We start from the raw sequence: 14,310 nt of genomic DNA, 5'->3' as shown, positions 1-14,310 counted from the left end.
AAAGATAGTATCCTAATTATATACTTTTTTCATAGATTTTTCAAGTATACTCTAATTAGGAAATATCAATTTATAGTATGAATGAACCAGATGCGCTTAGCAAAAAAGTAATAGGAATAATAGGTGGTGGACAATTAGGTAAAATGACTGCTATCGCTGCAACAAAACTTGGACAAAAAACACATGTTTTTGCCAGTGCTAAAGACGATCCGGCTTGCTCTGTTGCTGATGATTTCACAATAGCAGATTTCTCTGATAAGAAAGCGCTTGAATCTTTTGCACAGAGTGTGGATTTGGTCACTATTGAGTCTGAAAATATTCCATGTAGTGCAATTAATATCGATGTAAATTTTTATCCGGGTAAAAAAGCGTTACACATTGCGCAAAATAGGCTTAGAGAGAAAGATTTCATTAGAAGCTTGAGTATAAAAACTGCTGAATACAAAAGTATACAAAATTATAATGAGCTACTGGAAAGCAGTAGAGCTTTTGGCTATCCAACAAGGCTGAAAACAACAGAAATGGGTTATGATGGAAAAGGGCAATATGTGCTTGAGAATGATTCTGAAGTGAAGCAATTTGCTTCCTTTGATTGGAATACAGAGTACATTCTTGAAGCAAGTGTTGATTTACTGAAAGAGGTTTCAATAGTCGTTGCAAGAGATAAAAACGGTAAAGTAGCTTTTTTTCCTATAGCAGAAAATTACCACGTTGATGGAATACTTGATACTTCAACAGTGCCAGCTAAAATAGATAGCAAATTAACTCAAGAGGTACAACGAGCTGCAAAGAAAATAGCAAATGCGCTTGATGTAATAGGAATTCTGGCTATTGAATTTTTTGTTACTAAAGATAACGAATTGTTAGTTAATGAACTAGCTCCCAGACCTCACAATTCTTGCCACTGGAGCTTGGATGCATGTAACGTTAGTCAATTTGAACAGCTGGTTAGGATAATATGCGGGCTACCTATGCAGGAAGTAGTATTACGCTTTCCTTGTATGACGAAAAATATAATAGGTAATGATATATATGATTCTCATAAGTATTTGAGCAACGAAAAAGCTAGTTTAACCATATACGGGAAAAAAGAGGTTAGAGATAAGCGTAAAATGGGACATGTCAATATAGATTTAAGTTAACAGTTTTTCTACGTTATACCGCCACAACTGTACGAACATTGTGATATGATGAGATGTTACATAGTAAACGGTGTCATTCTAGCACCTCTTTTCCCGTCATCCCGCTGCTTGTTAGCGGGATCTCATTTCACTTTGTGAAGGTGTCATCCCAGCACCTCTTTTCCCGTCATTCCGCTGCTTGTTAGCGGGATCTCATTTTACTTTATGAGGGTGTCATCCGAGTAGCCCCTTTCTCGTCATCCCGCTGCTTGTTAGCGGGATCTCATTTCACTTTATGAAGGTGTCATCCGAGTAGCCTGACTACTTGGATCCAGGAATTTTATTAAGTTGGTAAGCATAAAAGTGGCTGATCTTATGTTAAAACACAACGTTCTTGATGAGATTACAGCAAGGCTGGATTCCAGCGTCAGCTACTTGAATGACAGCAGTCCTACGTCATACCGCCGCGAATCGTCATACCGCGATTCATTCGCGGTATCTCTAGATCCCGCTAACAAGCAGCGGGATGACGATTGTCGTTTAGCCATAAACATTAAGAAATTTACCAAATGAAAAAAAAGGCAAAAGAAACCCTGGGGTTATTATCCGCTTTAAAATATTGGCGTTTTTTATGTTTTAAACGCTTGACAAGCGAGATTCAGCCGCTTTTAATTGCAACTAACTTACGCTGCAAATGTTTAAGAAATTTACTAAGCAGAAAAAAAGACAAAGAATCCCCGAGTTAGCTAGTCTTTTACTATCTCTGTCGAGTATTGGCATTTTTTGATGTCTTGTAACGCTTTATAAGCGCGTTCAGCTTATTTAGATAAAAATCTAGATGTAGATGAAGTTTTGTAAAGACATACAGTATCTATATACTGCAAAAAATTGAACATAAGACGCCGATACATTAAGTAATCCTTACCTTTTAATCTGCAGATTGGCGAAAGCAAATACAATAGCTTCACTATCATGATAAGTGGGCTGGCGGAGTTTGTCAAGGAAGTTTTTTTGTTTCTATTCCCAATAAAAGTTTGTTATATGGTTATGCAAGAAGTCTAATGAATCGCGGCATGACGTCTTAGCTATAGATGCTGGTCTGTGTGATTTCAAGAGAAGCTTAGTAGATAAGTTGTGTTTTAAACCAGATTCGGTATTTTAAACTGAACATTTTCAATAATACCACCTGGCATAACTGAAATTTTTACACTCAGGTTTACTTTTAGGTAGTCCATTAATTCATCAACTAATATGTCAGGAGCGGAAGCACCTGCAGTGATTCCTATCTTTTCTACGCCCTGGAACCAGCTTTTATTTACACATCTGTAATTATCAATCAAGTAGGCTCTTTTTTCTCTAGCAGTGCACAGATCTAATAAGCGGTTTGAATTTGAGCTATTTTTACTTCCTACAACTAATACCATGTCTACAATTTCAGCTAGCTTTTTAACAGCATTTTGTCTGTTTTGCGTTGCATAGCATATGTCCTTTAAATCTGGACCTGTTATGCTTGGAAACCTGAGCTTCAGGGCAACAATAATTTCATGGGTATCGTCGATGCTTAACGTGGTTTGTGTAACATAAGACAAATTATCTGGATCTTTAACCTTTAAATCATATACATCCTGCAAAGTTTGCACTAAAGTGATAGGATTGTTTACTCTTCCCCTAATTCCCTTAACTTCTGGATGGTTTTCATGCCCAATGAGAATTAATTCTTTACCACTGTTTTCATACCTTTTTGCTTCTTTATGCACTTTGCTAACTAAAGGACATGTTGCATCAATCACTTGAATACCCTTTCTTTTTGCCTCATCTTCTATATTTTTTGATACTCCGTGCGCGCTGAAGATCAGTATTCCTTCATTATCTTCAATTTCCTCGATACTGCTTACAAAAACCACTCCTTGTTTCTTAAAGTCCTCTACTATATATTTATTGTGAACAATTTCGTGTAGCACATAAACTTGGCGCTCGTTTTTATATTTTTCTAAAGTAATAGCTAATATGTCCACAGCTCTTTTTACCCCGGCACAAAAACCTCGTGGTTCAGCTAAGATGATTTCCATTTTTGTCAAATCAAGTAAATATGCAAGCATTACTTAAAAATAAGCTCCGCTCACTGTGTTTCATAGTACCATTATTTATATTTTATATAATAATTATTTTTCGCATATTCTCTTTAACATTTGATCAACCTACTACTTCAGAAAATTTTAGAAAAGATAATATAGTACATAAACAACCTGATATTTTAGATAGAAATGGAGTGGTAATAGCAACAAATGTGCCCACAACATCACTATATATAGATGCAACCAAAGTAAAGAATCCGGACAGTATAGCAGCACAACTGTGTTCTACTTTGCATGACCTCGAATACAAGAACTTATATAGAGTACTTACTTCAGAAAAGAAATTTGCTTGGATAAAGCGGCACTTGACTCCAAAAGAATTACTAGCGATCAAAAACGCTGGTGTACCAGGAGTAAATTTTTATGACGACATAAAGCGTATATATCCTCACAGTAATTTATTTTCACACGTGCTTGGTTACACTGACATAGATGGCAATGGTATTGCAGGAGTTGAGGCGTATATAAGTAAAAACAAACAACATTCTGTTATCCAAGTACCTGATATACAGTTGTATGAATGTTGCAACTTGAAAGCAATTCCTGCACAGCAATTCCCCACACAACAGATCCAGTGCGTGACACTGGGATCCAGATATAAAAATACTGACAAATTACGTGATGAACAACGGATTCCAGAAACATATGTCAAAAACAATGTTTGTGATGAAATTGCGCATAAAACTGGATTCCAGTGTCAGTGCACTGGAATGACACCAGACCAAGCTTCTGCACAATCTTCTGTCATCCGACAGGGATGGTCACGCTCTGCTGATCAATATGTTCAACTATCCTTAGATACACGAGTGCAAAGCATAGTGCATGAAGAGCTAACTAAAGCTGTAAGCAGATATCAGGCACTTGGCGGAGTAGGAATTGTTTTAAATGTGAGAAATAGTGAAGTTATCTCGATGGTCAGCCTACCTGATTTTAATCCCAACTTACAGAATAAGGCAGAAGACGTACAAAAGTTTAATCGCGCCAGTCTTGGGGTATATGAGATGGGGTCGGTATTAAAATACTTTACAATAGCCGCAGCGCTTGATGCGAACGCTACAAAAACTAGCGATTTATATGACGTATCAACACCAATCACCATTGGAAAGTATAAAATTCAGGATTTTCATAAATCTAAAATTCCAAAAATTACTGTGCAAGATATATTTGTAAAATCATCCAACATTGGTGCAGCAAAAATTGCAGTCAAACTAGGTATTGAAAAACAGGTAGAATACTTTAAAGCTATGAAGCTATTTTCTCCTTTGAAAATAGAAATACCAGAAAAATCCACACCGATAATCCCGGATAAATGGAGTGAAAACACTTTAATAACAGCATCTTATGGTTATGGCATAGCTGTAACTCCTATACATCTTGCACAAACTGCAGCAGCATTAATCAACAATGGGATATTTCATAACGCAACCTTGATGTTGAATAAAAGAAGTATAGGAGAGCAAATTATCTCAAGAAGAACTTCCAGGGAAATGAGAAAATTATTACGTGCAGCAGTAACAGATGGCACTGGCAGAAAAGCAAAAATAAAGGCATATTCAATAGGAGGAAAAACTGGATCGGCGGAAAAAGTTGTAGATGGTAAATATAGCAAAGATGCAAACATAGCATCATTTATAGGAGTGCTAACTATGCTTGACCCAAGGTACATAGTGCTAATTGCTATTGATGAGCCTCAAGGGATGCACCATACCGGGGGAGTAATTGCTGCGCCTATAGTAAGAAACATTATAAATAGAGTAGCACCTATACTAAATGTTACACCTGAGATGTAAAATTATGATTGCTTTACTATAATTTCAAATTTATCATTACCAAAATCCTTATTAATATACCAAGAACCATCATCTTTAGTTACAAATTCAAGACCTTTAAGGTCTTTTTTTATTGTCTTTCCATTTTGACCATCAATAGCGATATTAATATCGAATGTAATAATGTCTAGATTTATCATAGCTTCTTTCCCGCTGCACGAATTTAGACTGAACTTGCCTAACATGACATCATTAAAACTCACTTCCCCTGTATAGACATCACACTGACCGTCCACACAACACGTAGTTTCAATATAGAAAAGATCTGACATACAAAATACCTTAAAAAAAAGAACTAAACATATATGGCCACTACACCACACCGCTAACAAGTAGTAAAGCGTCGATAAACCTAAGTTACTTTAGCTACGTAGCCATAATACAGCTAGAAATGTAAAATTCAACAGTTAATTGTGTGATTAATAGAGAAGTCTTATTTAGTACACCTTATAGGAATGGCTGTTTAGTTTTTTTGTTAATCTTTTTTACCATGCTGTCAATCATATGCTTTATCCCTTGATATACAGAGTATGTACTTTCGTCGCTACGCATATAAGCAGAACAGGAAAATACATTATGTTCTTCGTCTTCTATTGATAACTCTGTATCGCATTTTATGTGCTCGCCGCCAAGCCTTTCTATCAACTGTTCTCTGTCATCTCCTATAGTTACCTTAACCTTACTTTCTTCTTTACCTATCTTGCTACTTAAAATTGAAACAATGATGGCTGGAGATATGCATATCGCTCCTATTGGCTTTTTTGTAACAAAAAATTCTGAAACTAATCTTTCAAATTCAGGCATTACTGTCACCATGTCTTTACTTTCAGCTAAGTCAGATAAATTTTTCGCAACCCCGTATCCACCAGGTACAACTAGCATGTCAAAATTTTCAGCTTTGGCTTCTTTTAAGTCATATATTTCGCCTCTTGCGATTCTTGCTGCTTCTACAAGTACATTCCTTTTTTCTTTTGTTGCCTCTTTTGTTCTATGATTCATAACTTGTGTGATATTGATATCAGGTGCAAAGCATTTAACATCCACTTCCTGCTGATCAAGCACAAGCAAACTTAAAACCGCTTCTCTTACCTCTGCACCGTCAAGGTGACCACACCCTGATAAGACCACAGCAGCTTTTAATTTTTTTTCACCCATAAAGTACCTTGATTTCATATAATCTAGATATTTTAATACAAATTCTATATTTGGAAAGGGGTATGTTATATCAATTATAATATAATTAATGATTAGTATGTATAATTAGGCATATTTATAATCAACAAAGCTGAATATGGAATCTAGCAATAGTATGTTTTTTGACACTGACTATCCAGAACTAAGAAAAGCTATTTCAGATATAATAGAAAGTATTGCACAATCCTCACAAGAGGGGAAAAAAGAGTTATTTACAACCCTATCAGAACAAGTTAAAGGGATGAACCTCAAAGATTTAGGTTTAGCAATTAATGACCAAGGCTTGCAAAAGGAGGTAAATAAAGAATTATTTATAAAACTCATTGAAGAAGCACTTAAAGATTTAACTTCTGAAAATGTTAACTCAAAAATAATAGAAGAGGCGTTAAAATCTGTTAATCAGCAAGCAATAAGTAATGTTATAAATAATAATAAAGGTCCACTGGACAATCTAGTCAATTATTTTAAATCAGCCTCTGCAAATGAAAAAATAGGAATAGCTTCTGCTGGAATGGTATTAGGAGTAGCATTTTCTCCGCTTATTGTGCTTGCTACATTAATAGCGCTTGTAGCTATTGGAGCACGTTATGTAGGAATAGGTATAGGAAAGGCAGGGGAAAAAATAAAAGAAGGTGCGATTGATGCAGGAAAAGCAGTGAAAAGTTTATCTAAAAATTTAGGGGATAAATTGCCTGAGGTTGGGCCAAAAAAAGATAACTTTAGTAAATTATACAACAGTTTGGCTCAAGAGATTATAGGCTATAATATGTCCGAAGAAGGTGAAAAAATAAAAAACGCCCAGAGTAAAGCAAAGGTCATAGGCATGCTTCAAAATGAAGGGCAGCGATCTGCTATACAAGAGTTAGTAAAGAATGGAACTATTCAAAATTTTTCAGAAGATGACATGAAAAAGCTTAGAGAAAAAGGTACTAGTACTTATGAAAGTGATAAGGAAGCACTTGAGGAACTTATGGAGAAATTTCAATCTAAAATTATGGCCATTGGTGAGGGTAAAATAGAGGAGGTAGAAAAAATTGTTGATGAGAAAGTTGCAGCAATGAAGCCATCTTCTCACTTAGGTATTTCAAGTGCTGCACGAGTTAGTGAAGGAGGAATCACAGGACCAAGTTGATGCATTTTTTTACGCAAAAATTACTATCAGAAAGTGGGGTTACGCTACTCCTTTTTATCCACTTTTTTGAGCAATCCACTTCCACATCTAACACACATCTCAGTGATTATAATATCCAATTTTTGATCATGTTTTTCTACAGGTAAATCTTTACAATATTGTTTCTCATAGGCTACACCTATAAATATTTTTCCAAGTGGCCGCAGTTTTTCTATCATTGTATCATACCAACCACCGCCAAAACCCAATCTATTAAAATGATCATCAAAAGCAATAACAGGAGTAATGATTGTGTCGGGAATTACATCTTCATTTGTTTTGTTCCATTCCTCAAATTTTAGTAACTTATTTTTATTAGGAATTGCTACTTTATAATCTAAATCGAGTAAACTATGCATCAAAGGTACAACATTTATTTCCCCGTCCATTGGAATGTAAGCTGCTATTGTTTTGCCTTTAACGTAGCTTAAGTTCTGATTAAAGAGATTAATAAGGGAATTTGCTGCATAACTGGAATAACTTTCATCAATATCTTTTCTTATAGCTCTATATTGCTCTCTTATTTCCTTTTTGTGCTGTTTAATATCTTTGAACATGATCTATCCATTTTGCAGTAAGTTTTTCTTGTAAACTATTTTGCTTCAAGCGCTCACTTAAAAAGTCAAAGTCAATAAACTCCATATCCTGGTCTTGATTACTGCAGCTATAAACAAAACTTCTTTCTCCTGTTTCCTTATTTATATGTTGCTGAACACATTGAGCACAGATTTCTTTCATCATACACTGCATAGGAGAATTAACTGACGATATTGCTATATGACTTGACTTCAGATATGGCTTTAAAATTGTTTTTCTAGCTTCATTCACAGCTTTCATCATTTTATCAGAACCAATAGTGATAATTTTATCTATAACGTTCAAATTAATACCTAATCTTCCTTGTTGATAAGAGACTATTGCATCAACTATATTACCATGAAAGGATTTATCTTGATCTCTGCTTGTTTCTATCAATCCTTCTTCACATGCCCAAACTACTGCATTTGATGCACGCTCTATCAGTGCTCGTTTAAATACATCACTTAACTTCTTATAGCCAGCGAAGTACAAAACCTTGTTATTATTTTCAAGACATGCCTTCCCTATCGAAAATAACACTGCATTTCCAACTCCACCACCAATTAGCATTATATTCTTCATGTGCTATTTTAACTACATTTGTTCAAATTTTTTGAAATTTTATAGAACAAAGTAATTTATATAGTTCTATACACAAAGACAGAGACAAGGACACTCTCTGACTTCAACTATACCGATAACTGATAGCTGCATTTTTACGCATATCATCTAATAACAAGTTGCTTTGTATCATAATCTTTTGTTGGTACATTTTCTGTTTGATTGCTTCTATACCCGCTACATTACTCTTGATATCACACAACATCATCAACTTTGCAGTGCCATTTTCTCTCAATTCTACTATTTCATTCACACTTGTTTTACTAAATAAAATCTGTAAATCAGGATTTAAATCTCGCATTTTTATTTCAAATTCTTTTGCGTTTGGCAGCTTAAAATTATCTGCTAATTTATCAAAATTTAAACAATTAACTTTTTGCTCCTTGAGATTATCTAATAAACTTTCTGAACCTTCAACCACAATCTGTTTTAATTTTAAAGTGCTTTCCAGCAGTGCATGATTAAGTTGTACTTTATCTATTACTTTTATAACAGAGTAACCTTCACTAAAACTGAATGGACCTGCTATGTCGCTGGTTTCTAATCCTTCTAAAACGTTCTTGAGTTTTCCTTTTAGCTGACTTAAATTAACTGTTGCTTTACGCATCTTTATTGGAGATTCTGGGTTATTACTGTTGCGTAATTTTTTTACTAAATCTTCAGCTATACCATAAACGTCCTTGTCTTTTTGATCAGGAATTATAAACTCTTGGAACGTGATAAGATAATCCGGCTTTTCTGTTTGCCTTTTTACATCATTTACTTCTTTATCGCTTATATTAATAAATGGCACAATTCTTACTTCAATAATTTTGCTCCACAGTAACTGACATTTTATTTGTTTTCTTAAAATACCAAGATCTATATTATGCTTCTCTATGTATTGATCAACCTCATTAGCCTTAAGTTTAAAACTTTGGGTTAAAAATAACATGATAGCATTATCTAACTCCTCGTTGCTCAATTTTATATTCAGCCTCTGCGCTTCATTGATAATGATAATTTCGTCTATTAGCTCCCTAAGAATTTGAGGCTTTGCTCCTTTTTGATCAACACTTTGAGTGCCAAACAATGAATTTATAAAGTTGATGCGTTTTTCGATATCTAAATTTGAAATTGGCTCACCATTTACATCTGCAACAATTTCAATCTCGATTGCAAGCAACCTAAGTGGCAACACTATTAACAGTAAAATTAGTATTTTATGCATATAAGTAAGGTTAATAACCAATTCTATAATAAATACTGAGTCAATGCTAGCCAACTTTTTAATAGTGATCTCAGTGACAATGGAAATAAAAACCATTGCAACAAAATCAGGTACGCTGGTAAATAGGCTAAAAACATGCTAATATAGCGAATTTAGACCGTGCTCAAAACAGTATACGGAAGGAGAGGGATTCGAACCCTCGATACGACTTTTGGGTCGTATAACGGTTTAGCAAACCGCCGCCTTCAGCCGCTCGGCCACCCTTCCAAATTTAGAACCTAAAGATTATATAATACCAAGACCTCTACCACCTGTCTAATGCTTTTAATTGCAATATTTGTATCTGTTCAGATGCATGGCTAATGCTGAAACAAAAATTCCAGTGCTCCCTTTCTTGTCATCCCAGTGCGTGACACTGGGATCCAGGATTTTGATTAGCACTAAGTTGGTGAGCATATAAGTGTTATGTTAAAATATAACGTTTTTACGGAAAGTCTGGATCCCAGTGTCACGCACTGGGATGACATCGTTTACTATGTGCCATATTGCAATGTTCGTACGGTTGTGCGCGGTATAGATTCCGCTAACGAGTAGCGGAATGACGAATTTGTTATTTTTCAAATCGTAGAGCCACTTTAGCTATAAATCAACAAAAACTAATTTCCGCTTTTAATAGAGCTTGCAACAATTTGTTTTGCTTCTTCTACACCAACCCATTCTCCAACTGCTACCGTTTTTCCCTTTTCTAGATCTTTATAATGAGAAAAGAAATGAGTAATTTTATCTAGTAGGCTTTTAGATAAGTCAGAATAGTCCTTTATATTGTCATAATAGCTATCAACACTGGAAACAGGCACAGCTAATATTTTCTCATCTTCTCCTTTTTCATCTTTAGTGAGTAATGCGCCTATTGGACGCACCGATATTAAAACACTAGATGCTAAGGGAAATTGAGTTAGCACCAAAACATCCACAGGATCACCATCACCTGCGCAGGTATTTGGTATAAACCCATAATTGCAAGGATAAGTCATTGAGGTAGACAAAAATCTGTCAACTTGTAACAACCCAAACTCTTTATTAAATTCATACTTTACAGGCTCAGCATTCGCACTTATTTCAATTACCACATTCACCGCATTTGGTCCCGCTGTTATTTTACTTAAATCCATAAATTACCTCTTAACTTAAGATTATACAATATGTACTTTTAAGTTGCTACATTTATGTAGTTCTAAGCTTGTTTTGCATGGAGCGGTCCTAAATTTTCATTCATCATCTTATTGACTGTTGAAAGTGGTGGTTCCTGTGGTGGTTTCAATAATTGAAATAAGGCATATACTATTACAATAGTAAGCACCGCACCAATTATCAGGTTAGTAAGGTTGTCTTGTGGCAAAACATTTTTTATTGAGTTGAGCAATTTTTGCTCCATAAGGAAATAATCAGCAACAGATAACCCAACAGACAATATAAACATACCTAAAATAAGTTTACAGACTGTGTTTTTATAGTCTTTTTCTTTTTTCTTGCTGGTGATAAGATTTGGCCTATATTCATTCTCTTCTGGCAACACTGAGTAGTATATATTCTCAGGGCTCATTACTAATTGTTCAAATTCATCACTATTTTGGTTTTTTAACAGTTGCTCTAGGGTGTTTTTTGTATTTATAGGACATGTTAATCCATCCATTTTCAATGCTTTCTCTTGCCGATCCACATTCTCATGGTCGATTGTATATTTATCTCTACTTGATAATCCGATCATGTGTAGTTTGCTAGCTAAGTGCACTATATAGTTCTCTATTAACTGATTCTCACATATCTCTAGTACTTCTCTTCTTACTGTTTTGTTAGATGGTGAAAGTTCTTTATAGTAACTACCTATGGAAAACAACAATGCAATATCTTTATCTACTTTTATATTATGAATAGAGTAGTAACAGCCAATAACGCACTTATTTAATGCAAATTCTCTGTCATATTTGTTTAATGTATTTCCTTCACTTAGTAACTTTCTAAGACCAATGAGTACTTTATTTTCAAAATCTTCTTCTGTTTTAAATATTGGTTCTCTCTTTGGATTTGCTAAGATGTTAAGTAAATCTAATTTTCTTCCATCTACTACTTCATTTATATATTCATTTAACTCAGATCCTTTAATAACTTCATATATTTTATCTATGACATCTTTAGTATTCAGGTTATTGTTTTCACTTAGAATTTGATAAGCTTGAGCATAAATTAAAAACAGCCCTTGTAGACTAAATTTTAAGTTAAAATATTTATCTAATGGTTCCTCTTTTTTTCTAATGAATTCAGACAAACCAAAATGATTTCTGTGATCCATAAAACGACCTAAGTCAGCATGTTGAAAGCTACCTAAAAAAATAAATAACGTCTCTAATAAATTACCCTTACCAACAATTTTTATTAGTTCTTCAATTTCTTTTATCATTGCTGAAACCTATAATGTTCTACTTTATAGTATAAGGGATACATGGCAAAATAGCAATAAATGTTATTAGACTTCTTGCATAACCTAAACTAAGTAGAAAAAGGTATAGCTATACCGCCGCGGCACTAACAAGAGATCCCGCTAACACGCAGCGGGATGACGAGACTTATCTTTATGCTGCCGCGAACCGTCATACCGCGATTCATTCGCGGTATCTCTCAACATAGATCCCGCTAACACGTAGCGGGATGACGGTTGTCGTTTAGCCACAAACATTAAAAAATTTACCAAACGAAAAAAAAGGCAAAAGAAACCCCGTGGTGGTTGGCTATTTACCATGTACTAAAATATCGGCGTTTTTTTTATTCTAAAACGCTTGATTAAGAGCGATTTAGCTGCTTTTAACTTGCAACTAACCTACACCGCAAGTGTTTAAGAAATTTACTAAGCAGGAAAAAAGGCAAAGAAACCCCGTAGTAGCTAGCATTCAAATTCTCCCTTGTCAATTTGACGTTTTTTGCTGTCTTAAACGCTTTGTAAGCGCGTTTCGGCTTATATAGGTAAAAACCCAGAAATTTGATAAAGACATAAGGTGCACATAGTGCAAAAAATTAAACATGAGACGCCAGATACGTGAGTTTTTTTGTCATTTAATCTGTACAGAGAAGATAAATAAATAGCTTCAGTTTCATGATAAGGGGGCTGGCGGAGTTTGTCAAGGAAGTTTTTTTGTTTCTATTCCCAATGTTATATGGTTATGCAAGAAGTCTATTGTATGTTTACACTCTGCATTAAAGCTTTTAGTTAAGAGCATATCCATCCACCGCCGATAACTTGCTCATCTTTATACGCTACACAGGCTTGACCTGGACTGATGCCAAAGTAATCGTCGTTTAAAATGACACAGGCTTTATTTTTTTCGTCAGTTGAATGTATTGTTGCTAAACTTCCCGCATGTGATGATCTCAGCTTCACAGTTACTTCCATACCTTCCTTTGGTTGTTCTAACCAATTTAACTCCTTGATCAATATTTTTTTTTGCATTAATACGTTGATCGGACCTACTATAACCTCATTATTTTCTGTATTAATTTTTATCACATAAAGAGGTTCATTGTGTGCGATACCCAAGCCCTTTCTTTGCCCCACTGTAAAATTTACTATGCCACTGTGCTCGCCTAGCACTTTTCCATTAACATCCACTATTTTACCTTTCTGTACAGATTGTGGAGCTAATTTAGCTATTGTTTTACTATAGCTTTCGGAAACAAAGCATATATCTTGACTGTCCGGCTTTTCAGAAATTTGTAAGCCAAAATACTTTGCTAATTTTCTTATATCACTTTTATAGAACCCACCTAGTGGAAATCGCAAAAGCTTCAATTGCTCTTGAGTTGTAGCAAACAAAAAATAACTTTGATCTTTACTTTTATCAATGCTTCTACACAACTTTACCTCACCATTTTTTTCTAACCTTCTCACGTAATGTCCTGTTACGAGCACATCCGCACCAAGATTTTTTGTAACTTGCAATAGATCACGAAATTTTACCGTTTGGTTACATCTCACGCATGGTATGGGAGTTTCCCCACGCATATAGGTACTCGCAAAATCCTCTATTACTTCCTTTTTGAATATTTCCTCATAGTTTAAAATATAGTGAGGAAAGCCAACACTTTCAGCCACACGCTTAGCGTCATAAATATCTTGTCCAGCGCAGCATGCGCCCTTTCTTGCACCATCGGTGCCATAGAGTTGAAGAGTTACACCTATCACCTGGTACCCAAAGTTATATAGCAGTGCTGCAGCAACGGAGCTATCAACTCCCCCGGACATTGCAACAACAGCCTTGGTCTGGTGCGGAGCTTTATCTTTTAGCAGAGGTTCAATTTCAAATTCTTTTAGCATAATCGCCTTAATTTATAAACACAAACTTGGTGTCATGCAAGTAGCTGACACTGGAATCTAGTTTCTATTACACAATTTCATCGA

Annotated in this window: 12 protein-coding genes and 1 tRNA gene; 3 read left to right on the top strand and 10 right to left on the bottom strand. The window is 35.0% G+C overall.

Translation table 11 applies throughout. The features are described 5' to 3' along the window. Positions 1-77 precede the first annotated feature (77 nt). A complete protein-coding gene (locus tag ABWU29_RS00620) occupies positions 78-1,142 on the top strand; it encodes a 5-(carboxyamino)imidazole ribonucleotide synthase (protein WP_141456665.1) in 1,065 nt (354 codons plus the stop codon). A 1,118-nt stretch (positions 1,143-2,260) separates the two neighbouring features. Here the strand turns inward: ABWU29_RS00620 and ispH are convergent. Further along, positions 2,261-3,190: a 4-hydroxy-3-methylbut-2-enyl diphosphate reductase gene (gene ispH / locus ABWU29_RS00615; RefSeq protein ID WP_015589482.1), complete on the bottom strand. Its 930-nt coding sequence runs from the start codon at positions 3,188-3,190 to the stop codon at positions 2,261-2,263. A gap of 20 nt (positions 3,191-3,210) precedes the next feature. Between ispH and ABWU29_RS00610 the strand changes: the two genes are divergently transcribed. After that, positions 3,211-5,046: a peptidoglycan D,D-transpeptidase FtsI family protein gene (locus tag ABWU29_RS00610; RefSeq protein WP_141456705.1), complete on the top strand. Its 1,836-nt coding sequence runs from the start codon at positions 3,211-3,213 to the stop codon at positions 5,044-5,046. A gap of 2 nt (positions 5,047-5,048) precedes the next feature. Here the strand turns inward: ABWU29_RS00610 and ABWU29_RS00605 are convergent, their stop codons facing one another. Next, a complete protein-coding gene (locus tag ABWU29_RS00605; RefSeq protein WP_039963709.1) occupies positions 5,049-5,357 on the bottom strand; it encodes a hypothetical protein in 309 nt (102 codons plus the stop codon). A 175-nt stretch (positions 5,358-5,532) separates the two neighbouring features. After that, on the bottom strand, positions 5,533-6,240 hold the full coding sequence (elbB, locus tag ABWU29_RS00600; protein ID WP_022626165.1) for an isoprenoid biosynthesis glyoxalase ElbB: 708 nt from the start codon (positions 6,238-6,240) through the stop codon (positions 5,533-5,535). Positions 6,241-6,376: 136 nt separating this feature from the next. On the opposite strand from elbB, the gene ABWU29_RS00595 reads away from it, so the two are divergent. Beyond that, positions 6,377-7,411 (top strand): hypothetical protein, encoded by a 1,035-nt coding sequence (locus ABWU29_RS00595; RefSeq protein ID WP_015589478.1) that lies wholly within the window; start codon positions 6,377-6,379, stop codon positions 7,409-7,411. A 44-nt stretch (positions 7,412-7,455) separates the two neighbouring features. Here the strand turns inward: ABWU29_RS00595 and ABWU29_RS00590 are convergent, their stop codons facing one another. The 7 genes from ABWU29_RS00590 to mnmA all read right to left on the bottom strand — a co-directional run bounded on the left by ABWU29_RS00590 (position 7,456) and on the right by mnmA (position 14,226). Next, on the bottom strand, positions 7,456-8,007 hold the full coding sequence (locus ABWU29_RS00590) for a 5-formyltetrahydrofolate cyclo-ligase (RefSeq protein WP_015589477.1): 552 nt from the start codon (positions 8,005-8,007) through the stop codon (positions 7,456-7,458). Continuing rightward, a complete protein-coding gene (locus ABWU29_RS00585; RefSeq protein ID WP_015589476.1) occupies positions 7,991-8,611 on the bottom strand; it encodes a hypothetical protein in 621 nt (206 codons plus the stop codon). The genes ABWU29_RS00590 and ABWU29_RS00585 overlap by 17 nt, the downstream gene beginning before the upstream one ends. 103 nt (positions 8,612-8,714) lie before the next feature. Further along, a complete protein-coding gene (locus tag ABWU29_RS00580) occupies positions 8,715-9,860 on the bottom strand; it encodes a SurA N-terminal domain-containing protein (RefSeq protein ID WP_141456704.1) in 1,146 nt (381 codons plus the stop codon). 176 nt (positions 9,861-10,036) lie between these two features. Then, positions 10,037-10,127: transfer RNA gene (locus tag ABWU29_RS00575), tRNA-Ser, on the bottom strand. A gap of 389 nt (positions 10,128-10,516) precedes the next feature. Beyond that, positions 10,517-11,032 carry an inorganic diphosphatase gene (gene ppa / locus ABWU29_RS00570; protein ID WP_012673395.1) on the bottom strand — a complete coding sequence of 172 codons (516 nt, stop codon included), beginning with the start codon at positions 11,030-11,032 and terminating at the stop codon, positions 10,517-10,519. 62 nt (positions 11,033-11,094) lie between these two features. Continuing rightward, positions 11,095-12,318 carry a hypothetical protein gene (locus ABWU29_RS00565; protein ID WP_015589474.1) on the bottom strand — a complete coding sequence of 408 codons (1,224 nt, stop codon included), beginning with the start codon at positions 12,316-12,318 and terminating at the stop codon, positions 11,095-11,097. A gap of 804 nt (positions 12,319-13,122) precedes the next feature. After that, positions 13,123-14,226, bottom strand: coding sequence for a tRNA 2-thiouridine(34) synthase MnmA (gene mnmA, locus ABWU29_RS00560; RefSeq protein WP_015589473.1), 1,104 nt, complete (start codon positions 14,224-14,226; stop codon positions 13,123-13,125). Positions 14,227-14,310: the final 84 nt, after the last annotated feature.

Source organism: Wolbachia endosymbiont (group A) of Phasia obesa (assembly GCF_964028125.1).
GTDB lineage: Bacteria > Pseudomonadota > Alphaproteobacteria > Rickettsiales > Anaplasmataceae > Wolbachia > Wolbachia pipientis.
The sequence above is the reverse complement of the archived record's forward strand: the minus strand, read 5'-3'. Positions and strand labels throughout refer to the sequence as shown.